Genomic DNA, 22517 nt, shown 5'->3' with positions numbered 1-22517 from the left:
AATCGATCATTATTTTCATAGTGTCGGAGATTCAGCTGATAACGATTGTCAACCTCACGCGATGCGGCCAACAACCCGGCACAGGCCTTTGCAACAAGGAATACACTTCACCATGACCACGACTCTAAACATCCGCAAACTCGCTGTCGGCCAAAAGGCCATTATCAAATCAATTACAGCACAGGGCGAACTGGGTCGCCGCATCCGCGACATGGGTCTGGTGCCCGGAACCGAAATCGAGGTCACCGGACGTGCACCGCTGAAAGACCCTGTAGCCCTGCGCATGAAGGGCTTCACTTTGTCCCTGCGAAATAACGAGGCCGATCACATCACCGTTGAGCCCGTGGAGTAATCATGAGCAAACGCATTCGGATTGCTCTGGCGGGCAACCCCAACGCAGGCAAGACCACCCTCTTCAACGCCATCACCGGTGCCCGCCAGCACGTGGGCAACTATCCCGGCATTACCGTTGAGAAGAAGGAAGGCTTTGCCTCGTCCGGCGGACGGGAACTGCACCTTGTTGATCTGCCGGGGACATACTCCCTGACGGCCTACACCCAGGAAGAACTGGTCGCCCGCAATTATCTGATCGACGAGCGCCCTGAAGCTGTAATCGGCGTACTCAATGCCTCGGCTCTTGAACGCAATATGTATCTGGCCGTTCAGGTTCTGGAGATGGGCCTGCCCATGGCCCTGGCCCTGAACATGATGGATGAGGCAGCCAAACAGGGCATCCGCATAGATGCCGCGCGCCTTTCCGAGCACTTGGGTATCCCCGTGGTTGAAACCGTGGCCCGAAACGGTAAAGGCGTCGAAGGCCTCCTGACCCAGACTGCGGCCTATGCCGAGCAGCGGGCTGGCTCCTGGGAACCGCTGGAGATTTCCTACGGCCCGGACCTGGACCCCGTCATTTCCGAAATGGTCGAGCGCATCGAGACCGAAAAATTCCTGACCGACCGCTACCCCTCCCGCTGGCTGGCGCTCAAATATCTGGAAAACGACGACGAGATTCGCGTTGTGGGGCGCAAGACAGACAAGCTGGCCGAAGAGCTGGAAGCCATGGCGGCCAAGGTGGCCGAGCATTGCAAGAAGACTCTCTCCACCTATCCCGAGGCCATCATCGCTGACTATCGCTACGGGTACATCACCTCCCTGCTGCGCGACGTCATCGTGCGCGATACCGACCGCCAGCGTATCGACTTTTCCGACAACATGGATCGACTGCTGACCCACAAGGTCTTCGGCCCTCTTGGGATGTTGGGCGTCCTCTTCATGATCTACTGGTTCACCTTCACCGTGGGGGATTATCCTCTGGGCTGGGTGGAAAACTTTTTCGCCGTTGTCGGCGACATGGTCTCCAACGGCCTGCCTGACGGGCTGCTCAAGTCCTTGATCGTCTCCGGCATCATCGACGGCGCAGGCGGTGTCCTGTCCTTTGTTCCTCTCATCATGATCATGTTCCTGTTCATCGCCTTCCTGGAAGACTCGGGCTACATGGCCCGCATCGCCTACATGCTGGATCGGGTGTTCCGCATCTTCGGCCTGCACGGCTGCTCTGTGATGCCATTTATTGTCTCCGGCGGCATCGCTGGCGGCTGCGCCGTGCCCGGTGTCATGGCTGCACGCACCCTGCGCAGTCCACGCGAAAAACTGGCGACTCTGCTCACGGCACCGTTCATGACTTGCGGAGCCAAAGTCCCGGTCTTCATCCTGCTGATTTCGGTCTTCTTCCCCCAGAACCAGGCTCTTGCCATGTTCTGCATCACCATGCTGGGCTGGGTGTCGGCTCTCATCGTGTCACGCATCCTTCGTTCCACGATCATCAGGGGCCCCAGCACCCCCTTTGTCATGGAACTGCCTCCCTATCGTCTGCCCACCCTGCGCGGGGTCATGATCCATACCTGGGAACGCACCTGGCAGTATATCAAGAAGGCCGGAACAGTCATCGTTGCCATATCCATCGTCATCTGGGCCATGATGACCTTCCCGGGGTTACCCGCAGACAGACTGGCCCACTTCGAAAGCCAACGAGAAGCAATCCACGCTGAACTGGCGCAAGCTCAGCCCGGATCTGATCTGGCTCAGAAGCTGGAGAAACGCCTACCGCTGGTTGACAATGCCGAGGGCGAGGCAGCCCTGCGTGGCTCCATTGCCGGACGTATCGGCATCGCTCTGGAAGGGATATCCTCTCTGGCTGGTTTTGATTGGCGCACCAACATCGCTCTGGTGGGTGGCGTCGCGGCCAAGGAAGTCATCGTTTCCACACTGGGCACCGCCTATTCCCTGGGAGAAGTTGACACCGAGGCAACGCAGCCACTGGCTGAACGTCTGGCCAAATCCCCGCACTGGTCGGCGCTGACAGCAGCCTCGCTGATGATCTTCATCCTGCTCTACGCCCCTTGTTTCGTCACCGTCGTCGCCATTCGCCAAGAAGCAGGCGGCTGGAAATGGGCCCTGTTCAGCGTTGTCTTCAACACGGGCTTCGCCTTCGCCTTCTCGACCCTGGTCTATCAAGGCGGGAAACTTATCGGCCTGGGCTAACGCCAACGCCTATTCCAGACCGATTGTGGCTGGAATAGCCTCGTTCACCGATTTGCAACGCCCGGCGATCTTTTGGTCGCCGGGCGTTTGCAATTCCCGCCAAGGCAGTCCAGTTCACAAGATACCGGCATTCATGGCCATAGGATGCCATCCCCTAGCTTTAACCTCGGATATACAACGATATTGCCAGAAACCCGCCGCTAAGGTATGGAAACTCCAAAGTCCCTCTTCCATCAACCCCACGGCGTTTCAATGGCAGGAAAAATCTACAGTTTCCGACACAGCTTGCTGACCAAGGTCATCCTTACGGTGAGCCTTACCCTGTTTGCCTGTATCTCTGTGTGGTCGTATTTCAATACCCATTTTCAAAAACGAACCATCATGGAAAACATGGTGGACGGGGCAGTCAGCCTGTCCGATACCATTCGTCTGGCCACGCACTATGCCATGCTCCACAACTCCCGTGATGATATCCGCCACATCACGCGCAACGTGGGGCGCCAGCGCGACGTGGAACGCATCCGGGTGTACGACAAATCCGGTACCATCCAGTTCTCCAGTCACAGCACCGAGGAAGGCCAGACCACCAACATCAAGGCCGAAGCCTGCGACGTCTGCCACAAGACCGAACCGCCTAATATCCGGGTCCCTCTTGACGAACGCACCCGCATCTTCACGGCCACATCAGGCTCTCGCATGCTGGGTGTGCTGACTCCCATCTACAATGAACCCACCTGCTCGGGACCTCCCTGCCACTTCCATCCGCCGGACAAGGAAGTGCTCGGGGCATTGGATGTTGTCATCTCTCTTCAGGATATGGACGAAAACCTGCGCAGCTTCGAAATGCACAGTTTCGCCATTGCGGCCTTCGCCTTCCTCTTCACCACCTATCTGGTCTTGATTTTCGTTGTGCGCTTCGTCCGTGAACCCATCCGCAAACTCATAGACGGCACCCGGCTCATTGCCAGGGGAGAGCGCATCCCCATGGAAGATGTGGACGAGGCTGATGAAATGGGGCAGTTGGTCACCGCCATCAACCGCATGGGCCGCGAAATCCGTGAGCAGCAGGACGAACTCAACCGCCAACGCGACGAGTACCAGAACCTGTTCGAAAATGTGCCCTGTCAGATCACTGTGCAGGACAGAAATTTCCGTTTGATCCAATACAACCGCGAATTCGAAGAACGCTTTGCCCCTGCTCCGGGTGATTTCTGCTACCACGCCTACAAGAACCGGGACAGCAAATGCGAAAACTGCCCGGTGGAAGGAACCTTCCGTGATGGTCTGCCCCGCTATTCCGAAGAGTGCGGACTGAACAAGGACGGTTCTCCGGCTCACTGGATCGTTCACACCCAGCCCATCCGCAACGACAGGGGTGAAGTCGTCGCAGCCATGGAGATGTGCCTGGACATCACCCCCCGCAAATTGCTGGAAGAAAAACTTGAGGAATCCGAACGCAAGTACCACGCCATCTTCAACCAGATTCCAAACCCGGTTTTCGTCCTGGACGACGCCACTCTGGACATCCTGGATTGCAACCAAAGCGTCGAGCCCGTCTACGGATACACCTGCAACGAGATCAAGGGCACGAGCTTCCTGGACCTGTTTACAGGTGGAGATCTCGAGGAAATCAAGAAGACCCTGAGGAGAGGCGGCACCATCAACCGCACTGGGCATATCGCCAAGTCAGGACAACACATCCTGGTCGATGTCATGGTGGCTGCTTCCGAATACTCCGACCGCAAGGTACTGCTGGCCATCACCAGAGACATGACCAAGCGGCTGGCAACGGAGCAGCAGCTCATTCAGGCCAGCAAGATGGCTACACTGGGTGAAATGAGTACAGGCGTGGCTCACGAACTGAACCAGCCGCTATCCGTGCTGCGCACCATCTCGGGATTCTTCATGCGCAAATTGCGCAACAAGGAACCCATCGACGAGCAGACCTTCATTCAGATGGCTCAGGGCGTTGATGAAAACGTCGAGCGTGCCGCCAAGATCATCGAGCACATGCGGGAATTCGGATACAAGTCCGATCTCAAGCTGGAGAAAGTCCATATCAACCAGGTCATTGAAAAGGCCTTCAGTATCTTCGACCAACAATTCAAGGTTCGCAATATCGATGTGGTTTGGGATTTGGGCGAGAACCTGCCTCCCATCCTTGCCGAACCAAACCGACTGGAGCAGGTCGTCATCAATCTGCTGATCAACGCGCGAGACGCTGTAGAGGAACGTCGGGAAAAAGAACCCGATCATCCTGGCCCTGATCAAGTCCTGCTCAGCACTATCTATGAAAAGGGCAAGGTGACCATCACGGTGGAGGACACCGGATCGGGATTCCCCAGTGCCATCTCGGGCAAGTTGTTCGAACCCTTCTTCACCACCAAGGAAGTAGGCAAGGGCACAGGGCTGGGCCTGTCCATCAGCTATGGCATCGTCAAAGATTACAGAGGCGACATCCGTGCAGAGCGCGGCGATTCGGGGGGGGCCCGATTCGTCATTGCATTTTCTGCTGCGGACAAGGACAGCGACGTACCGGACTGGTCGTAGCCAATGCCCATCACCATCAATTATTCAACCGGCCCTGCCAGGGGACCGAGCCACCATAATTAATGCACTAATACCAAGGAGTGCTGCTGGATGCGTATCTCAACGCGAAGCCGCTACGGAACGAGAATGATGCTCGACATCGCCCTGCACAGTACGGACGGACCCGTTCGTATCCAAGATGTCGCCGACCGCCAGGGACTGTCCATCAAGTACCTGGAAAAACTGATTCGTCTGCTCAAAGAAGCAGGATTCATCATGAGCAAACGTGGCCCAAAGGGCGGGCACATGCCTTCCAAACCTCTGGACCAGATCACAGTGGGCGCCGTGGTCAGAGTCCTTGAGGGTGACGGCATGCTTGTCCAATGCTCGGGAGGCGAGAGCTGCTGCGTCAACGAGCCCATGTGCCTGACGCGCCGGGTCTGGAAATCAGCGGCCAACGCCATGTTCGAAAAGCTGGAGTCCATCACCTTTGCCGACCTGGCCGATGAAATGACACGGCTGCACGTGGACATCACCACCATTCCCGACCTGTTCCCTGAAATGCACGATGACCATTGTGACACGGCCAAACACATGGCGAAATCGTACCGACATCCCTAGCCCATTGCACGCCGATTACGGGCATTGATACACACCTGTTCCCTACCTTTTTGCTGCGACATACTTCTCTTTTCCTCCCCGGATATCATGTTTTATCCGCGTCTCTCTAAGCGATACAACCCCTCTCATTGCAAAGCCCACAAGGCTTGACGTGGGAATGAAAATTCCCTACTTAGCGAGTATACATAACACGGCATGGCGCCAATCCCCCCACCCCTGCGACACCCACCGCAAACGCGCCACACAATGCCGTCAACCCGAGAAGCAAACATGCGTTTGACGACCAAAAGCCGTTACGGCGCGAAGATGTTTTTGGACATCGCATTGCACTGCGGCGGCGGTCCTGTACGCATTCGCGACATTTCACAGCGCCAGGGAATCTCGGTCAAGTATCTGGAAAAATTGATCCGAAAGCTCAAGGAAGCCAGTTACATCAAGAGCAAGCGTGGCCCCAAGGGCGGACATATTATTACCCGCCCCCTGGAAGATATCTCCGTGGGCGACATCGTCCGCATACTCGAAGGGGAACGTCAGCTCACCGACTTCGCCGACTCGGAACCCGGATGCGAAGAGGCCCTGTGTCTCACGAACCGGGTGTGGGTTGAAGCCAGCAAGGCCATGTTTGCCAAGCTGGACTCCATCTCCTTCTCCGAATTGGTGGCCGAGGCCAAAGCCTGCGACAAAGCCGCCTGCTGCCTGGACCGGCCCTGCAAGGCCGAAAGCGACGAGCAAGAGAACAAGTAACACTCCGGGAGCTGGCCTGAATTCCATCAGGGCAACTCCCGGAGCTTTTTTGCATATCCCTCCTCTTTTAATTCCCTACCAAACCGTGTCGTTTTACTGGACATTAATTTACCCCCACTATGTGCGGGAATTCACTTCATTTCCTACCAAAATACTAGCCCTTCCCCCTCATTATTTTGCCTTTTTCTCTTATTCCCTCCTTGACGGGTAGACAATCATTCTATACTCTCCGAGTAGATTTTCCCGAGCAAAGTTTAAGTGCTTGAATTACATAGTATTTTTGCGCAAAGAGGGACATCTGAGTGCGAAATAGAGCATTTTTTCACATTGATTCGGGAGTGTTCCAACCTAGTCCCCATGCAGGGGGTGGCGCGGTGGGTTGCAGGGCGTGGGGCCCTGCTCGGGATGTCGCCTGACCACATGGAGAAAGGGAAAGAACGCGTTGCATTGGCCGTGGTTTTTGTATTTCAGCCTAGCGAACGAGGGACACAGCATGAAGAAGGGTAGATTCCTGCTGCGATGGGGTGCAATCGTCGCACTTTTGGTTACTTTTTCCCTGACCGGGATTGAGGCCATGGGTGTGGTGAAGCAGCCTGTTGCCAGTGGCGAACAGCGCGCCGATATCATCATGATCGACACGCTGAAGACCTTTGGGAAGCTTGAAGAGGCGCCGGTGGCCTTCCTCCATGACCAGCACACCGACGCTCTCAAGAAGCAAGGCAAGGACTGTACAGCGTGTCACGAGACCGAGAAGGATCGCCTGTCCACCAAGTTCAAACGTCTGAAGGACGTGGACATGGGCACCGTCAAGGAAACGTATCACGCCAACTGTATTGGTTGTCACAAAGAGATGAAGAGTCAGGGCCAGGAAACCGGCCCCACCGACGTCTCCTGTCGCAGCTGTCACAGCAGGGAAGTGAAGGCTTCTTCCAATTGGAAGGCCATCAGCATGAACAAATCCCTGCACTACCGGCACATCGCCTCTGACGCCATCCCCAAGGGGAGCGAGGAAGCCAACTGTGCCTCCTGTCATCACAAGTTTGATGAGCAGAGCAAGAAGCTTATCCCCGCCCCCGGCGAGGAAGGCGCATGCTCTTACTGCCACAAGGAAGAGGCCACCAAGGACGTCCAGGACATCCGCAGTGCCTCTCACACCTCCTGCGTGAGTTGCCACGTGGACGTCGCCGCCCAGAAGGCCGATTCCGGCCCCGTAACCTGCCAGGGCTGTCACAGCGCTGACATGCAGGCCAAGGTCAAGGTGGTCAAGGACGTTCCCAGGCTCAAGCGCAACCAGCCCGACGCCGTGCTGCTCACTGTTGCCGACGCCAAGACTCTGGCAACCGACAGCAAGGGCCTGATGAAGCCCGTGGCCTTTGATCACAAGGCTCATGAGGCCTTCAATGACAATTGCCAGGCCTGCCATCACGACGCCATCGCCTCTTGCGCCACCGAGTGCCACACCGTGGCCGGCGACAAGAAGGGTGGATTCGTCAAGCTCGAGCAAGCCATGCACAAGCCTGATTCCCAGCGCAGCTGCATTGGCTGTCACAACGAGCGCAAGGCCGCCAAGGACTGTGCCGGCTGTCACGCCCTCATCCCCGAGGGACGGACCAGCGATCAGTCCTGTTCTTCCTGTCATGCCGAGGACGCAAAGCTGGACGGTACCGCCCAGATCAAGTCCATGAGCAAGGAAGACAAGGCCGCCATGGCTACCGCGATGATTGAAGCCCGCAAGCCGGCTGGCATCTTCAAGATCTCCGAGATCCCTGAAAAGGTGCTCATCTCTGATCTCGTTGATACCTACGAGCCTGCAGAATTCCCCCATCGCAAGATCGTTGAGACCATGTACGCCAAGGTTGCCAAAAGCGAACTGGCGAGCGCCTTCCACACTTCCAAGGGCACCTTCTGCCAGGGTTGTCACCATAACAGCCCCGCATCCGAGAATCCGCCGCGCTGCGCAAGCTGCCACGGCAAGAACTTTGATGCGACGAGCAATGCGCGCCCCGGCCTGAAGGCGGCCTTCCACCAGCAGTGTATCGGTTGTCATACCGCTATGGAGCTGGAGAAGCCCGCGGCAACGGCTTGCGCCGATTGCCACAAGGAACGGAAGTAACCGGGAACCTGAGAAACCGAGAAGGATACTGAAATGTCCATGAATCGCAGAAAGTTTCTCGGCCTGGTCGGCGCTACCGCAGCCGTGGCTGCTGCGGGCACTTCCGCACATGCTGCGGGGAACACCCACTTTACGGGTCACCCCGAAGCCAACGCGGTCCTGTTCGATGCCACCGAGTGCATCGGCTGCCGCAAGTGTGAAGACGCCTGCAACAAGGTCAACGAGCTGCCCAAGCCCGACAAGCCGTTTGACGACTTGACTGTCCTGGATACCAAGCGACGTACCACGGAAAAGATTTATACCGTGGTCAACAAATACGAGAACAGCAAGAACCCTAACCTGCCGGTGTTCCGCAAGAATCAGTGCAACCATTGCCAGGAACCTGCCTGCGCCTCAGCCTGTTTCGTCAAGGCCTTCAAAAAGACCCCTGAAGGGGCCGTGGTCTACGACGAGAGCCTGTGCGTGGGTTGTCGCTACTGCATGATTGCCTGTCCCTGGTCCATCCCGGCGTATGAATACGACGAGCCGCTGACTCCCAGAGTCATGAAATGCACCATGTGCCACCCTCGGATCCTCGAAGGCAAACTCCCCGGTTGTGTGGAGATCTGCCCCAAGGAAGCCTTGAAGTTCGGCAAGCGTGATGAGCTGATCAAGTTCGCACGTAACCGCATTGAGGCCTACCCGGACCGCTATCTCGATCACATCTATGGTGAGAACGAGATGGGTGGCACCAACTGGCTGTACATCTCCGGCGTGCCTTTCGGTGAACTTGGCCTTGAAGAAGGTCTGGGTGTGACCAGTGCTCCGGAGCTGACCTCCGGTGCCTTGGCTGCCGTACCCGTTGTCACCGGTTTGTGGCCCGTCCTGCTGACCGGTCTCTACGCGATCCACAAGACTCGCGAAAAGATCGAGAAGAAGGAGAAAGATGACGCGGTATCCGCAGCACTGACCAAGGCCGCATCCGAGGCCGAGGCCAAGCTCTCCAGCGAGCTGGAGAAAGCCGACGTCGCCAACAAGCGCAAAATCGAAGTCGAGGTCAAGAAGGCCGTTGAAGAGGCACTTCTTCCCAAAGACGACGATGATGCGCCGGAGGAGGAAGCCTAATGTCCGCTGAAAACACGACCGGCCGTTCGGCTCTCACGCCGTTTACCATTGTGGCCGGAATTATCGTCATCATCGGTCTGATCCTCACCGGTTTGCGCTTCATGGGCGGACTCGGTGCGGTCACCAACCTTGACAACAACAACCCGTGGGGCATCTGGATCAGCTTTGACCTGCTGTGTGGCGTCGCTCTGGCTGCTGGTGGTTATACCACCACGGCCGCCTGCTACCTGTTCGGCATCAAACGCTATCACTCCGCAGTTCGTCCCGCCCTGATCACCGCATTCCTGGGCTACGCCCTGGTGGTCTTCGCCCTGCACTACGATCTGGGCCGCCCCCTGCGCCTGCCCTATCCCATCTTCGTCTCTCAGGGAACGTCTTCCCTGCTGTTCGAAGTGGGCCTGTGCGTGTTCATCTACCTCTCGGTGCTGTTCGTGGAATTCACGCCCATCGCCTTCGAGTGGCTGGGCATGAAAAAACTGCGCAACATCGTTCACGGCTGGACCATTCCTTTGACCGTTATGGGTGTCGTGCTGTCCACCATGCACCAGAGTTCCCTGGGCGCGCTGTACCTCATCGCTCCCAACAAGCTGCATCCACTCTGGTACTCAACCTATCTGCCGCTGTTCTTCTTCATCAGCTCGATGTTCGCGGGCATGTCCATGGTACTCTTTGAGTCCTCCCTGGCGCACAAGAACTTCCACCATCTGATGGACGAGACCCACAAGGCTGAGTCCGAGGGCGTTGCTCTGGGCTTCGCCAAGGCATGCTCCTGGATCATGATGGGCTACATTGGCATCAAGTTCCTGGGAATCGCCCTGGAGAACAAGTGGGCCTGGTTGGGCACCGGTTACGGCATGTGGTTCCTGGTGGAGCTTGTGGGCTTTGTCCTCATGCCTGCCATCTCGTACGCCATCGGCTATCGAGACCGGAACTTCGGCCTGATCAAGATCACCGCACTGTGGACGGTACTGGGCATCGTGCTCAACCGGTTCAACGTGTCTCAGGTGGCCTTCAACTGGAAGCTGCCCGCAGCGGAACGCTACTTCCCCAGCATGGCTGAAATTGGCATTTCCATCTTCGTGGTGACCATTGGCATTCTGGCCTACCGGTTCATCGTGACCCGCATGCCGGTTTTCTACGAGCACCCTGATTACAAGGGCGAACACTAAGCGAGGTGCACCATGGAACACACTTTCTACACCCTGCTCGACTACATGATCTACTCCAAGGGCTGGACATACACCCTGATGGGACTGGGTCTGGTTGGCATGCTCGGTTTCTGGCGATTCCTCACTGGGCGCGATAAGCCCCAGCGGACGTACTAATCCATAAGCCTAGGATCGAGAGGAGATATACTGATGTATGAATTCCTGACCGGCCCCATGCTGTGGGTGACGTTCAGCATCCTGATTGTCGGTTGCATCGCCAAGGTCGTGATGTACTTCAAGGGCTTGTCCTGGCAATTGGATCGGGTTGCTTACACGAAGCACCGCGCATTGGGCATCAAATGGGCGTTCAAGTCCATATTCTACTGGCTGGTTCCTTTCGGTAGCCGTAGCTGGCGGGAGAAGCCCGGGATGACCATCCTGTTCTTCACCTTCCACGTCGGCATCGTCTTTGTCCCGCTGTTCCTTGAGGCTCACGCAGTGATCCTGAGAGAACGTTGGGGGATCGGATGGCCTGCCATGCCTTCGTCCCTGGCCGATGGGTTGACCATCGCCATGCTCGTCGCTGGCATCATGCTCATCGTCCGTCGCATTACGCTGCCGGAAGTGCGCATCATCACGACCGCCAAGGATTACGCAATCCTGGCCATTACCATGGCTCCTTTTGTCACTGGTCTGGCCTGTCGCCTGCACCTGCCCGGTTACGAGACCTGGCTGCTGGCACACGTAATCACCGGGCATCTGATGCTCTTGGCCATTCCGTTCACCAAACTGTCGCACATGGTGCTGTTTTTCTGCTCCCGTGCTCAGATTGGCATGGACTTCGGAATTAAGCGCGGCGGCGAACGCGGCCGTGGCATTGTCTGGTAGGACCTTCAACGCTTTACCGGCAAGGTAAGGAGACCCAATGCCTGAAGGGAAATTCTGTAATAAGACCCCGATTCAGACCGAAGAAGCTCTGCTTGAGCTTCTGTCGGACACCCGGGGCAACCAATACTACGAAGAGATGAAAAGCCTCGACGTGGACAAGGAAGATCTTGCAAAGCGCCTGAAAGCGACTTGCAAGTCCCGAATCCGCACCTGGCTGGACATTTGTGCCCACTGCGGCCTCTGTGCCGACAGCTGTTTCCTGTACCGCTGCAACGATCGCGACCCCGAACAGGTTCCGTCCTACAAGGTCCAGTCCACTCTGGGCGAGATCGTGCGCAAAAACGGCGACGTGGACAACGAGTTCATGCGCCACGCCATGGATGTCTGCTGGTCCCGCTGCACCTGCTGTTCGCGCTGCGCACAGTACTGCCCCCATGGCATCGACATGGGCCAGATGATCTCCTACACCCGCGGCCTGCTCTATTCGCAGGGCTTCGTGCCGTGGGAGTTGAAGATCGGTTCCGGCATGCACCGCGTCTACCGCGCGCAGATGGACGTCACCACCGAAGATTGGGTGGAGACCTGCGAGTGGATGGCCGAGGAAAACGAGGACGATTATCCCGGCCTGGTCATCCCGGTTGATGTGGAAAATGCGGACATCATGTACACCTGTAACGCCCGTGAGCCCAAGCACTATCCCGAGGATGTGGCCGAGGCCGCGATTCTCTTCCATCTGGCGGGCGAGAACTGGACCGTACCCAGCGAAGGCTGGGAACAGACAGCTCTGTGCATGTTCGCTGGCGACTGGGAAGCTTGTAAAATGCAGGTTCAGAACGTCTACGACGCCATTGAGCGTTTGAAGCCCAAGCGGGTTATCGGGACCGAATGTGGTCACGCTCACCGCGCTTCGGTCATCGAAGGCCCTTACTGGTGCGGACGTGAAGACGGAAAGCCCCCGGCGCCCTACATCCACTATGTGCAGTGGGTTGCCGAAGCCCTGCGCGAAGGCAAGATCAAGATTGATCCGGCCAAGCGCATCAAGGAACTCGTCACCCTGCAGGATTCCTGCAACTACGTGCGCAACCACGGCCTGGCCGAGATCACCCGCGAGATCATTAGTTATCTCGTGGAACCCGGCTATTTCGTGGAAATGGAACAGAATAAAGAATATAACTACTGCTGTGGCGGTGGTGGCGGATTCAACGGCGTTGGCAAGTACCGCCCCCAGCGTAACATCGCTCTGAAAACCAAGCGCGATCAGATTCTGGCCACCGGTGCCAAGCTGGTCATCGCTCCCTGCCACAACTGTTGGGATGCGATTCGTGACTTGGAAGAGGAGTTTGAGGTCGGTATCCGTTGGACCTTCTTGAAGCCTTTGCTGATCAAGATGTGCGAGGTGCCCGAGCACCTCAAGCCTGAGGAATAAACCGGCGAGGGAATCATGCCGCGTGGGCCCGCGTGTGACGGGCCCACGCTTCACCCCAAACATGAGGTGGCATATGTTTAAGAAGATTCTGTTTGCGACTTCGGCCTCCCCCGCCTGTGACGACGCAGCCCGCGTCGCCTTTGACCTGGCAGGCCGCTACAGCGCCGAACTGGTTGCATTGCACATCACTGGCGTGCCCACCCGGGCCTACAGCCAAGTGGTCAAGGATGTGCGTACCGGCGAGGAAGTCGACATCGACGAAAACTACCTGGCCTTGATCAAGGAAGAGATCAGCAGCTATTACGAGAAGCAGATCTCTACCTGCCCGCAGACCTGCCAGCTGGAAATCGCCACGGGGCATCCCCACCGCGAAATCCTGCGCAAGGCCCGCGAGATCGGTGCTGACCTGATCATCATGGGTGCCAGCACCCGTGGCGAGGAAGGCAAGTTCTACCGCCGCGGCATTGCCGGCAGCACCCTGCAGCGCGTAGCCAAGGCCGCCCGCTGTCCGGTCCTGTCCGTCTCTCGCCCGAGCGCGTCCTACTGGGGCGGTTTTGGAAGCGTGGTCTTTGCCACTGACTTCTCCAAGCCCGCAGAGAGCGCCTTCAACTTCGCATCCAAGACTGCTCAGTCTCTGGATTGCGACCTGCATCTCTTCCATTCCGTTGATATCTCCTCCCTGTCTCAGGGCCGCGAGATGGATCAGGAAGAGATCGAGGACAAGATCATCGAGGCTCGCAAGCGCATGCATTCTGCCTACGCCTCCAAGCTGCCTTCCGACTTCAAGAAGTGGGAAGTCGAGGTCTGGGAAGGGACTCCTTACGTGGAAGTCGTCAAGTTTGCCCGCGAGAAGCAGGCCGATTTGATTGTCTTGGCGCATCATGCATCCGACCCCGATCTCGAGGCCGCACGCATGGGAAGCACCATGGAGCAGGTCATCCTGCGCGCCACCTGCCCGGTGGTCAGCGTCAACCATCCCGACAAGGTCTAAGGACCTTTTCGGTAGACTATCAGTCCCGATCGGGAGCCCTCAGGGCTTAACGGTTTGGGCTTATACAGAAGAGAGGATCATCATGGCCAAAATCATGATCATCGACGACGATCCGAACATCGTCACCTATCTGACCGACATCTTCACGGACAACGGCTACCAGACCTGTTCGGCCGCCGACGGGTCCCAAGCCATGGAGATCGTGAAAAACGAACAGCCTGACCTCATCACTCTGGACATTGAAATGCCCGAGGAGTGGGGCCCGAGGTTTTACCGCAAGCTGTCCCAGGATCCGGAATACAAGCGTATTCCCGTCATCGTGGTCAGCGGCCTGGCTGGCAACAAATACGCCATCCCCAAGGCCGTGGCCAGTTTGACCAAACCCTTCGATCCCAGCGAACTCATCGGGATCGTCAAGGAAGTTCTGGGTCAATAGCGCAGTCCGATATACGTGACTGACCTGCCCGGGTTCCTACCTGGGCAATCCGGGAGAACATCTCCCGGAAAGACTGAACGGAGGGAATGATATGCCCAAGAAGATTCTCGTCGTGGATGACGATCAAAACATCGTCGATTACCTCGTCACCATCTTCAAGGACAACGGCTATGAGACTTGCGAGGCCAACGACGGTGATGTCGCGCTGGAACTCCTGATGGAGCAAAAGCCCGATCTGGTCACCCTGGACCTCGAAATGCCCAAGGAATGGGGCCCCAGGTTCTATCGCAAGATGACCCAGAAGCCGGAGTTCAAAGATACCCCGGTGATCGTCATCAGCGGCCTGTCCGGCATCCACCTGGCAATCAAGAAGGCCGTGGCTACCATTAACAAGCCCTTCAATCCTGACGAAGTCATTGGCATCGTCAAGGAAACCATCGGCGAATAATTGCCGTCGCGCGGCAGGGTGTTTTTGCACCCTGCCGCGCCAATTTTTCGCGCCCGTCGCGATCTCGCGCGAGTGCAATCGGCATCAGCCAAGGTCAACCCAACGTGAGCCGCGCATGAGCACCAAACTTCTCCTTGTTGACGACGAAGAAGGTATCCGCACCTTCCTTGGGATATCACTGGCCGACCTGGGCTATGACGTCATCACCGCAGAAAACGGCAAAGAAGCCCTCAAGGCCTTTGCCGAACACCAGCCACCCATCGTCCTGACCGACATCAAGATGCCCGTCATGGACGGAATCCAACTCCTCAAACGCATCAAGAAGGTCAGCCCGGACACCGAAGTCATCATGATCTCGGGCCATGGCGACATGGATCTTGCCGTCAAAAGTCTGAAATTCGAAGCCGCCGACTTCGTGACCAAGCCCATCAATGACGAAGTCCTTGAAATGGCTCTGAAACGCGTACGAGAAAAAATCTCCATGCGCGCCGAACTCAGGAGTCACACCGAAAATCTCGAACGTCTGGTTGAGGAAAAGAGTGCCCGGATTGTAGAGCTTGAACGTCAGGCTGCTGTAGGGCAGGTGGTGGAAGGCTTTGCCGGAGCTATGCGTGGCCTTGCCCTGGATGTGGAAGACGGGGTTAACACCTTCAACGAGATGCCGTGCTTCGTGTCGGTGCACAACGCCTACATGGAAATCGTGGCCATCAATCAGTTGTATCGCGAACGCCTGGGCGACATGGTGGGCAAGAACAGTTGGGAGCTCTATACCGAACCGGAAGCCCAGGATGCAGGCTGCCCGGTGGGCCGAACCTTTGCCACGGGCAAAGGCCAACGCGTGCGCCGCATGCTGGCCACACCGGACGGTTCCAACGTCCCCGTGCTTGTGCACACCGCACCCATCCTGGATCAGGAAGGCGAAGTGGACATGGTCATGGAGATCAGCGTTGACGTGACCGAAGTGGCCCGACTCCAGGACGAGCTGCGCACCACCCGGGCCAAGTACCAGATGCTGTTCGATGAAGCCCCCTGCTTTATCTCGGTTCAGGATCAGGAATTCCGGATCACTGCCGCCAACAAATTATTCAAGGATCATTTCGGCGAGCCCGATGAAGGCTCCTGCTGCTACAAGGCCTACTCCAGACGTGAAGCGCCCTGCGAGAAATGTCCGGTGGCCGAGACCTTCGAAGACGGCCAATCGCATCAGATGGAAACCGTGGTCACGTCCAAGCACGGGCAGCAGTACAATGTACTGATCTGGACCGCTCCCATACGCGATGCCGACGGCAACGTCGTCGAAGTCATGGAAATGAGCACGGACATTACCCAACTCCGGGAACTTCAGGATCACCTGGCATCTCTAGGCCTGATGATCGGCTCCATGTCGCACGGCATCAAGGGAATGCTCACGGCTCTGGACGGCGGTATCTATCGAGTGGAATCCGGCTTCAAGAAGAACGACTCGGAACGCATCGAAACCGGTTGGGAAACCGTCAAAGATCTGGTCAACCGCATTCGATCCATGGTCCTGCAGATGCTCTATTACGCCAAGAACCGGGACCTGAACTGGGACGGAGTGGATGTGGCTTCCTTCTTCGACGGTGTCGCCCATCTGATACACCCCAAGGCTCAGGCGGCAGGGGTCGAGTTCCACAGCGAAACCCGCGGTGATCTCGGCATGTTCGAAGCCGATGCAGCGGTCATCAGTGCGGCTCTGGTCAATTTCCTGGAAAACGCGGTGGACGCCTGCGGCGACGATTCCTGCAAGGCTGAGCACGCCGTGACCTTCAGCGTTTCAGGCGAAAAAGACCACATCGTCTTCACCGTGGCTGACAACGGCACGGGCATCGCCCCCGAAGTTCGCGAAAAGATGTTTACCCTGTTCTTCTCCTCCAAGGGCTGCAAAGGAACAGGGCTGGGACTGTTTGTTTCCGACAAATCCATCCGGCAGCATGGTGGAACCATTACCGTTGATTCCGAAGCGGGCAAGGGCTCGGCCTTCACGGTGCGTCTGCCCCGTGTGCTGCCCGATTCGGCCAAAACCTGCCGCGAAGAATAATCTCTCACACCAGAGAACAGCAAGTGAAAGGCCCGCCGGCTGTCAAACGGCGGGCCTTTCTTTGTTCAACCCCGGGAAGGAATTGATGGGGTTAAAGATAGCTTTGTAATGAAGCGACAACCACGTCCATGGTCTTCACAACCTTGGAAGTCAGCGAATCCGAATCGTGATAAAAATGAATGAACATGTCGGACTCGCATTCTTTGATATCAGCGTACCAACGGCTTTTGATGGTGTAGACTCGCCCCCCCATGCTCAGCAATTTATTCTGATGCGAAAGCATGGTGAAATTCGGCCCCCGCTCAGTACCGCTGACCGGAACGGCATTGTCCCAGCTATCGCGCCTGATTGTCGCTGTGACCTGAGGGTTCAGGGTGATGGTCAACAAGGGTTGGGACGCACCATCACCAGGCTGATACCTGTAGACCAGTATGTACTTTCCCTGAGTGACGGAGGCCGTGGTCTTATCCATGGACAGACCAATGGCAGACAGCAACATATCGAACGACTTCATGCTCTCAGACATGATTCCCACCCCCTATGACAGATTGGACGACTCGTGGTCGAGCCCATGCATGGACACGAAGGTTTGTTCGACATGAGATTTCCCATGAGGCACAAGCCGTTTCATGGCTGCTTCGACAATAGCCTCGGCCTCCATGACCATATCCCTGCCTTCCAGCCCCTCGGCAACACTTTCAAGGCTGTCGGCCATGGCCTGCTCGACCTGCTCCTGTTCCGCAAGCCACGAACCCGTATCCATCTCCTGCTCGACTTCACTCTCCAATTCGGCCTCAAGAGCTTGTTCCATTCCTGTCTCCGGAACAGACCTTGAAACAAAGGCATCAGCCAGCATGTCCTCGACCCTGACAAAAAATCGTTTGCGTTCATCCCTCATACGGATCAAATCTTCCCGCAGCTTACGGCGAGCCTCTTTTGTCTCGCTACGCATCGCTCGCAAGGATTCATCCACCTCACTCCGAAGTTCACGCACCAACTCAAGGACATCCTCTCGAAATCTTCCCATGGACTCACCCAACTCATCCACGGCAGCGATGGACTCCACACCCGGATCAACACCCTTATCATTTTTGGCCTCGTCCTTAGGGCGACTTACCTTGGTTCCCTTACCGGCCATCACTCCCTCCTTGCCGCGGTTCACCGCAGCTACAACAGATAATCCTGAATATCATTCATCATCAGATAGGCCATTTTCGCCACCCAGGTGGTCACTTGATCTGAATCATTGGCAAAAACCAGATCCATTCCCTCACTGCCACAACTCTCGACCATCAGATTCCAGCGGCAAGCAACACTGAATCGACACTCGCCCACATTCATCACGGCCTGGACAGCTGATAATTGAATGGTGTGCCCGGCCTGTGTCCCAGATGGTTGCTCACCACCAGAGTTCTTGTCCCTCTCTACTCCGGCATCAACTCCAGCGGCTGCTTCAGGTGGAGAATCCGAGAGAACGGTGGAAGAGGAAGAGTGCTGTGCGCCGTCGGATGACGAAGGGCTCACCACCGCGACCTGCTGACCGGCACCATTCCCGGATGGAGGATCCCAGGTTGTCGAATCCAGATATCCCTTCAGTTTGTGCTCAACGTCGATACTGATGCCTGTCACCTTGGTTTTGCCCGTGTCGAGAACAGCCTCGTAAACGATACTATCCGCAGGCCCCGCCCTGACAACTGTCGTTGTCGGAGAAAGACCGATACCCGTTACAATCTCCTGAAATGCTTTCATGGGACTTCTCCTTGGGATCAGGTCGTCCTCTAGCGGGGATCGATGATCTGCCCATCGGGTGCGATGACTTCAACCTCAGGGATAATCGGTTGCACATCCTCAACAACGATGTCTGGCACCACCACTCTGGTGGTCTGCCCGGATGAACAGGGTTCACCCTTGGCTCCCTTCACACCTTGTGCCCCGATAGGTCCCTGAGCCCCCACCGAACCTGGCGCCCCTCGTAAACCCTGCTGTCCCATGTCTCCTGGAGGTCCCTTGGGACCGGCAGGTCCGGGTACACTGGTAAAAACAGGCCCCCCAAAGCTCTGTACAGCCAGAATTCTTGCGCAGGTCTGGGCCATGGAAGCCTGTCCCACCAGCTTGGCATTATGCTGGGTGGTCACGGCATTATGCATATGCATGCTCATGGTCTCGGCCATGACGGAATCAATCACAGCCATGGAATGAGACGGGCCTGAACCGACCGTGGACTCCAACATCTCAATGACTGAATCCGTAATCTGCGTATTTACCGCGTTATCCTTGCCCATATCGCCTCATCTGGTGGCCGGCAGTCCTGCCGGGTTGAGGATTTGTGAATACCCGCCCCGTTATGATCCGAGGATCTTCATGGTGGCCACACCTGCAGAGGCCGTGTCCAGAGAATACAGCACTGCGACGCCCATCGTGGTTGCAGCTTGTGCTGTCACATTGGTCTGCTGCTGAGAAGTGGTTGCATTGTGCGCCGCATTGCCCATGGCCTGTGCCGTGGCTTGGAACAGATTCCCCATGGCAGTTGCCGGGGCCATTCCCAACACTTCCACATTGGCCTGAGTTACGGAGTCGGTAATCTGGTTGTTCACTGAAGTGGGATAAGCCATGTCGAATCTCCTGATTATTGTTGATTAACACTGGTTACGATTCTAACGAACACATCCAGTATGCCGCTCTGACGAGAGCCCTTACCTGGAGAAATCTGCGATAGTCACCAAGCCACTCGTGCTGCAGTCCAGGACCGCTGAAGCCTCGTCCGAAACATATTCAACACTGCGCTTCTGACCATCCTGAGACAGGACTGCTTCCATGGCATTGCCAGGACGGATCATGCACCGCACATCCATCAGCACATCACGAGCGGCCTGAGCCCATTCCACGTCATCACAATCAGAATCGATATTGCTCGACAACACACGCAAGGCCTGATGCTTGGTTGCAAAACCAAGCGGTTCGCCACCAAAGACCCGGGTTTCGATCTGCGCCGTTAGAGCCTCGCTGGAGTCAACTCTTGGCATCGTCATGGTTTCCAGAGTGCCATTCACCAACGGAGCCAACCGCAACCAGAGATGCTTAATGGCTTCGGCCACTGCGGATTGGGATCGTTCCTTACTGACCGATGCGTGGTGGCAGAAAAATCCGCAGGCGTCGCTGAACTCCGGGCAGGATTGAGACAGAGAGACAGCGAAGTCCGCTGCCTTGTGCTGCATTCCGGGAGATGCACACGTGGACAACGGCGAATCCTCTGAGGACAATGCAGTCAGACAGATCAAGTCTCCAAGGCTCAATGTGCTGAAAACGCTACAGTCTTCCACCTTCAATTGCTCCAGGATATCCTTCCCATCCTTCAAGGTGGAAAAATTCTGGATGCCCGCCTCGGCAAGCTCACTCCAAGCCTTGTCGCGATCTTCGTCAATTCTGGAGGAGACGGCCTGAGACACGACCTTGATCACTTCATCATCCAACTCCATCATTCGCCGGGGATGCGCGGTCAGATCAAGTGCCTCAATCGTCATCAATGCACAGCAATGCAAACCACGCTGCATCCTTGCCAGCAGGTCACTCTCGCTACGGGCCTCCATCACTAGTTGCCGCTCCAGGAGTGCCCACTGAAGCCACGCCGAGCCATCCTCCATGAGTCCCGTCAAATTACGAAACTTTCCCGAGAACTCCTCGACCTTTGATATCCACTGTCCTGCAACGATGATCACGTCTTCCCCCTTGCCTATTCAGTCATCGCTCCATCACATGGAGGGAAAACCCTTGAGCACATCCGCGGCGTTGGATCCGATATCCCGGAAGACGCTTGCCGCCTGCCCCGCCATCTTCTGAGCTTCGGTCAGGGCCGTGACGTATTTTTCGTCGCCCGTGGCCAGAAGCTGGGCCATGGCCACCCCCTGCGCAGTGGAACTTATGGTGCCGATGTTGCGCAGATAGTCAGCAGCATCCTGAACCGCGATGGCCGTTGACTGCGCCACGGATTGATAGGCCTTGCCCGCCCCCTGAATACGAGGCACGGAAGGCGCGCTGGTGGCGTCGCTGATGATGCTCAATGAATTGGTGATGGTGTCACTCATAAACCGCCTCTTACTGGCTTCGGACCAAGGCCCGTTGTAGAAATATTGGAAGGTGCGTTATCAGGACGCTGGGGCTGCTCCCTTGGCGATGATCAATGCGCAAACCTGAACCGTTGCAGCCGTGGAAATGGTCTGCATATGCTGTTCGGCAACAGCGGCGTTATGCATGATGATCCCGATGCTGTCCGCCATGGCCGCATAGGTCATGGACATGGACAGTGAGGGACCAAGCCCGACGACTGCTGTATTGGCCAACGCCACGGCATCAATGATCTGTGTGTTTACGCTCGCAGAGATAACGCACCTTCCTTATGTCTGATTCGACATCAGCCCATTTCAGTTAGGCGAAGATCTTCTGTGTCGCCTTGCCCGTGGCTGCGGTATCCACACTGAGCAGCATGGCGATGCCCTCCGTCATGGAGGCCTGAGCCGTCACATTGGTCTGCTGCTGAGCCGTGGTGGCATTGTGCGCTGCATTGCCAAGGGCCTGAGAAGTCACAATAAACAGGTTGCCTAGTGCCATGGCTGGAGAATCACCCAGAACCTTGACGTTGGCCTGGGTCACGGCATCGGTCACCTGACTGTTCATAGATGTGGGATACGCCATCTGTTTGCTCCATTCCCCCGGATCGCACCGGAGCATAGGTTATTTCAATAGCCGACAATGCTTGCCCGCCTCGGACCTAGCCAGCACCAAGAATCTTTTCAGTCGCGATACCCGCAGAGGCAGTATCCAGCGAATACAGAATGGCCACTCCCATGGTAGTGGCAGCCTGAGCCGTAACGTTGGTCTGCTGCTGGCTGGTGGTTGCATTGTGTGCCGCATTGCCCAAAGCCTGAGCATGAGCCTGGAACACGTTGCCCATGGCCACGGCCGGGGCATCGCCCAAAACCTTGACGTTGGCCTGAGTGATGGAATCGGTCACCTGATTGTTTACGGATGTTGGGAATGCCATTGCTCCTCCCTATGCTTTCTATTGATAATACCCGCTCCCGTAGGAGCGTTCCTCAAAGCCCTAACCCATTCCGAGGATCTTCTCGGTGGCAATACCTGTGGTGGCCGTATCCAGGGAATACAGCAGGGCGACACCCTGGGTGGTTGCGGCCTGGGCCGTCACATTGGTCTGCTGCTGAGCGGTCGTGGCGTTGTGTGCCGCATTGCCCAGAGCCTGAGCGGTGGCCTGATACAGATTGCCCATGGCCATGGCCGGAGCATCGCCCAGCACCTTGACGTTAGCCTGGGTGATGGCGTCGGTGATCTGACTGTTCACAGCGGTCGGATATGCCATGTCTTCCCTTCTCCTGATAATAATGTTGTTCCCTGGACCGGAAACCCCGGCCCTGCGGGTCCGCATCTCATCCAGAGAGACGGATCCGTACGCAACGT

General features: G+C 56.7%; 26 protein-coding genes. 15 read left to right on the top strand and 11 right to left on the bottom strand.

From position 1 onward, the window contains the following. Positions 1–112: 112 nt before the first annotated feature. From EL361_RS16720 to EL361_RS16655, 15 genes are all read left to right on the top strand, one after another. Positions 113–352 (top strand): FeoA family protein, encoded by a 240-nt coding sequence (locus EL361_RS16720; protein WP_126381188.1) that lies wholly within the window; start codon positions 113–115, stop codon positions 350–352. Positions 353–354: 2 nt separating this feature from the next. Next, positions 355–2541, top strand: coding sequence for a ferrous iron transport protein B (gene feoB / locus EL361_RS16715; RefSeq protein ID WP_126381186.1), 2187 nt, complete (start codon positions 355–357; stop codon positions 2539–2541). A 252-nt stretch (positions 2542–2793) separates the two neighbouring features. Further along, positions 2794–5091: a PAS domain S-box protein gene (locus EL361_RS16710; RefSeq protein WP_126381184.1), complete on the top strand. Its 2298-nt coding sequence runs from the start codon at positions 2794–2796 to the stop codon at positions 5089–5091. Between the two features lie 90 nt (positions 5092–5181). Then, positions 5182–5691 carry an RrF2 family transcriptional regulator gene (locus EL361_RS16705; protein WP_126381182.1) on the top strand — a complete coding sequence of 170 codons (510 nt, stop codon included), beginning with the start codon at positions 5182–5184 and terminating at the stop codon, positions 5689–5691. Positions 5692–5961: 270 nt separating this feature from the next. After that, positions 5962–6435 (top strand): RrF2 family transcriptional regulator, encoded by a 474-nt coding sequence (locus EL361_RS16700; RefSeq protein WP_126381180.1) that lies wholly within the window; start codon positions 5962–5964, stop codon positions 6433–6435. 493 nt (positions 6436–6928) lie between these two features. Next, entirely contained in the window at positions 6929–8548 is a 1620-nt protein-coding gene (hmcA, locus tag EL361_RS16695; RefSeq protein WP_126381178.1) for a sulfate respiration complex hexadecaheme cytochrome HmcA, read from the top strand. A 39-nt stretch (positions 8549–8587) separates the two neighbouring features. Further along, positions 8588–9652 carry a sulfate respiration complex iron-sulfur protein HmcB gene (hmcB, locus tag EL361_RS16690; protein WP_126381558.1) on the top strand — a complete coding sequence of 355 codons (1065 nt, stop codon included), beginning with the start codon at positions 8588–8590 and terminating at the stop codon, positions 9650–9652. Continuing rightward, the gene (hmcC, locus tag EL361_RS16685; protein ID WP_126381176.1) at positions 9652–10821 is read left to right on the top strand and encodes a sulfate respiration complex protein HmcC; all 1170 of its coding nucleotides are present in this window, start codon (positions 9652–9654) and stop codon (positions 10819–10821) included. Before hmcB ends, hmcC begins: the two co-directional genes overlap by 1 nt. A gap of 12 nt (positions 10822–10833) precedes the next feature. Next, a complete protein-coding gene (hmcD, locus tag EL361_RS17175) occupies positions 10834–10977 on the top strand; it encodes a sulfate respiration complex protein HmcD (RefSeq protein ID WP_172961811.1) in 144 nt (47 codons plus the stop codon). Positions 10978–11010: 33 nt separating this feature from the next. Then, complete coding sequence (hmcE, locus tag EL361_RS16680) at positions 11011–11688, top strand: sulfate respiration complex protein HmcE (protein ID WP_126381174.1); 678 nt, start codon at positions 11011–11013, stop codon at positions 11686–11688. 37 nt (positions 11689–11725) lie between these two features. Then, on the top strand, positions 11726–13114 hold the full coding sequence (hmcF, locus tag EL361_RS16675) for a sulfate respiration complex iron-sulfur protein HmcF (protein WP_126381171.1): 1389 nt from the start codon (positions 11726–11728) through the stop codon (positions 13112–13114). A gap of 73 nt (positions 13115–13187) precedes the next feature. Beyond that, a complete protein-coding gene (locus tag EL361_RS16670; protein WP_126381169.1) occupies positions 13188–14105 on the top strand; it encodes a universal stress protein in 918 nt (305 codons plus the stop codon). A gap of 79 nt (positions 14106–14184) precedes the next feature. After that, positions 14185–14541: a DVU0259 family response regulator domain-containing protein gene (divK, locus tag EL361_RS16665; protein ID WP_126381556.1), complete on the top strand. Its 357-nt coding sequence runs from the start codon at positions 14185–14187 to the stop codon at positions 14539–14541. 91 nt (positions 14542–14632) lie between these two features. Beyond that, positions 14633–14989: a DVU0259 family response regulator domain-containing protein gene (divK, locus tag EL361_RS16660; RefSeq protein WP_126381167.1), complete on the top strand. Its 357-nt coding sequence runs from the start codon at positions 14633–14635 to the stop codon at positions 14987–14989. 115 nt (positions 14990–15104) lie between these two features. Then, positions 15105–17048 carry a hybrid sensor histidine kinase/response regulator gene (locus EL361_RS16655; protein ID WP_126381165.1) on the top strand — a complete coding sequence of 648 codons (1944 nt, stop codon included), beginning with the start codon at positions 15105–15107 and terminating at the stop codon, positions 17046–17048. A 91-nt stretch (positions 17049–17139) separates the two neighbouring features. On the opposite strand, the gene EL361_RS16650 is transcribed toward EL361_RS16655, so the two are convergent. The 11 genes from EL361_RS16650 to EL361_RS16600 form a co-directional block, all read right to left on the bottom strand. Next, a complete protein-coding gene (locus EL361_RS16650) occupies positions 17140–17574 on the bottom strand; it encodes a hypothetical protein (protein WP_126381162.1) in 435 nt (144 codons plus the stop codon). Positions 17575–17586: 12 nt separating this feature from the next. Then, complete coding sequence (locus EL361_RS16645; protein WP_126381160.1) at positions 17587–18186, bottom strand: hypothetical protein; 600 nt, start codon at positions 18184–18186, stop codon at positions 17587–17589. Between the two features lie 29 nt (positions 18187–18215). After that, a complete protein-coding gene (locus EL361_RS16640) occupies positions 18216–18797 on the bottom strand; it encodes a hypothetical protein (protein ID WP_126381159.1) in 582 nt (193 codons plus the stop codon). A 29-nt stretch (positions 18798–18826) separates the two neighbouring features. Continuing rightward, positions 18827–19330, bottom strand: a complete 504-nt coding sequence (locus EL361_RS16635) for a RebB family R body protein (RefSeq protein ID WP_126381157.1) — start codon at positions 19328–19330, stop codon at positions 18827–18829. A gap of 60 nt (positions 19331–19390) precedes the next feature. Continuing rightward, positions 19391–19660: a RebB family R body protein gene (locus EL361_RS16630; protein WP_126381155.1), complete on the bottom strand. Its 270-nt coding sequence runs from the start codon at positions 19658–19660 to the stop codon at positions 19391–19393. An 81-nt stretch (positions 19661–19741) separates the two neighbouring features. After that, positions 19742–20764: a hypothetical protein gene (locus EL361_RS16625; protein ID WP_126381153.1), complete on the bottom strand. Its 1023-nt coding sequence runs from the start codon at positions 20762–20764 to the stop codon at positions 19742–19744. A 33-nt stretch (positions 20765–20797) separates the two neighbouring features. Further along, positions 20798–21130 (bottom strand): hypothetical protein, encoded by a 333-nt coding sequence (locus EL361_RS16620; protein WP_126381151.1) that lies wholly within the window; start codon positions 21128–21130, stop codon positions 20798–20800. A 60-nt stretch (positions 21131–21190) separates the two neighbouring features. Next, positions 21191–21385, bottom strand: coding sequence for a RebB family R body protein (locus EL361_RS16615; RefSeq protein ID WP_197723447.1), 195 nt, complete (start codon positions 21383–21385; stop codon positions 21191–21193). A gap of 85 nt (positions 21386–21470) precedes the next feature. Continuing rightward, a complete protein-coding gene (locus EL361_RS16610) occupies positions 21471–21737 on the bottom strand; it encodes a RebB family R body protein (protein ID WP_126381146.1) in 267 nt (88 codons plus the stop codon). A gap of 76 nt (positions 21738–21813) precedes the next feature. Next, the gene (locus EL361_RS16605) at positions 21814–22086 is read right to left on the bottom strand and encodes a RebB family R body protein (RefSeq protein WP_126381144.1); all 273 of its coding nucleotides are present in this window, start codon (positions 22084–22086) and stop codon (positions 21814–21816) included. Positions 22087–22146: 60 nt separating this feature from the next. After that, complete coding sequence (locus EL361_RS16600; protein WP_126381142.1) at positions 22147–22419, bottom strand: RebB family R body protein; 273 nt, start codon at positions 22417–22419, stop codon at positions 22147–22149. Positions 22420–22517: the final 98 nt, after the last annotated feature.

It is taken from the genome of Desulfovibrio ferrophilus (genome assembly GCF_003966735.1).
Taxonomy (GTDB): domain Bacteria; phylum Desulfobacterota; class Desulfovibrionia; order Desulfovibrionales; family Desulfovibrionaceae; genus Desulfovibrio_Q; species Desulfovibrio_Q ferrophilus.
This window is presented reverse-complemented; position numbering and strand designations above follow the sequence as displayed.

Coding starts and splice junctions, on each gene's coding strand:
- EL361_RS16720 (WP_126381188.1), top strand. CDS start 113: ATGACCACGACTCTAAACATCCGCAAACTCGCTGTCGGCCAAAAGGCC.
- feoB (WP_126381186.1), top strand. CDS start 355: ATGAGCAAACGCATTCGGATTGCTCTGGCGGGCAACCCCAACGCAGGC.
- EL361_RS16710 (WP_126381184.1), top strand. CDS start 2,794: ATGGCAGGAAAAATCTACAGTTTCCGACACAGCTTGCTGACCAAGGTC.
- EL361_RS16705 (WP_126381182.1), top strand. CDS start 5,182: ATGCGTATCTCAACGCGAAGCCGCTACGGAACGAGAATGATGCTCGAC.
- EL361_RS16700 (WP_126381180.1), top strand. CDS start 5,962: ATGCGTTTGACGACCAAAAGCCGTTACGGCGCGAAGATGTTTTTGGAC.
- hmcA (WP_126381178.1), top strand. CDS start 6,929: ATGAAGAAGGGTAGATTCCTGCTGCGATGGGGTGCAATCGTCGCACTT.
- hmcB (WP_126381558.1), top strand. CDS start 8,588: ATGAATCGCAGAAAGTTTCTCGGCCTGGTCGGCGCTACCGCAGCCGTG.
- hmcC (WP_126381176.1), top strand. CDS start 9,652: ATGTCCGCTGAAAACACGACCGGCCGTTCGGCTCTCACGCCGTTTACC.
- hmcD (WP_172961811.1), top strand. CDS start 10,834: ATGGAACACACTTTCTACACCCTGCTCGACTACATGATCTACTCCAAG.
- hmcE (WP_126381174.1), top strand. CDS start 11,011: ATGTATGAATTCCTGACCGGCCCCATGCTGTGGGTGACGTTCAGCATC.
- hmcF (WP_126381171.1), top strand. CDS start 11,726: ATGCCTGAAGGGAAATTCTGTAATAAGACCCCGATTCAGACCGAAGAA.
- EL361_RS16670 (WP_126381169.1), top strand. CDS start 13,188: ATGTTTAAGAAGATTCTGTTTGCGACTTCGGCCTCCCCCGCCTGTGAC.
- divK (WP_126381167.1), top strand. CDS start 14,633: ATGCCCAAGAAGATTCTCGTCGTGGATGACGATCAAAACATCGTCGAT.
- EL361_RS16655 (WP_126381165.1), top strand. CDS start 15,105: ATGAGCACCAAACTTCTCCTTGTTGACGACGAAGAAGGTATCCGCACC.
- EL361_RS16650 (WP_126381162.1), bottom strand. CDS start 17,574: ATGTCTGAGAGCATGAAGTCGTTCGATATGTTGCTGTCTGCCATTGGT.
- EL361_RS16645 (WP_126381160.1), bottom strand. CDS start 18,186: ATGGCCGGTAAGGGAACCAAGGTAAGTCGCCCTAAGGACGAGGCCAAA.
- EL361_RS16640 (WP_126381159.1), bottom strand. CDS start 18,797: ATGAAAGCATTTCAGGAGATTGTAACGGGTATCGGTCTTTCTCCGACA.
- EL361_RS16635 (WP_126381157.1), bottom strand. CDS start 19,330: ATGGGCAAGGATAACGCGGTAAATACGCAGATTACGGATTCAGTCATT.
- EL361_RS16630 (WP_126381155.1), bottom strand. CDS start 19,660: ATGGCTTATCCCACTTCAGTGAACAACCAGATTACCGACTCCGTAACT.
- EL361_RS16620 (WP_126381151.1), bottom strand. CDS start 21,130: ATGAGTGACACCATCACCAATTCATTGAGCATCATCAGCGACGCCACC.
- EL361_RS16610 (WP_126381146.1), bottom strand. CDS start 21,737: ATGGCGTATCCCACATCTATGAACAGTCAGGTGACCGATGCCGTGACC.
- EL361_RS16605 (WP_126381144.1), bottom strand. CDS start 22,086: ATGGCATTCCCAACATCCGTAAACAATCAGGTGACCGATTCCATCACT.
- EL361_RS16600 (WP_126381142.1), bottom strand. CDS start 22,419: ATGGCATATCCGACCGCTGTGAACAGTCAGATCACCGACGCCATCACC.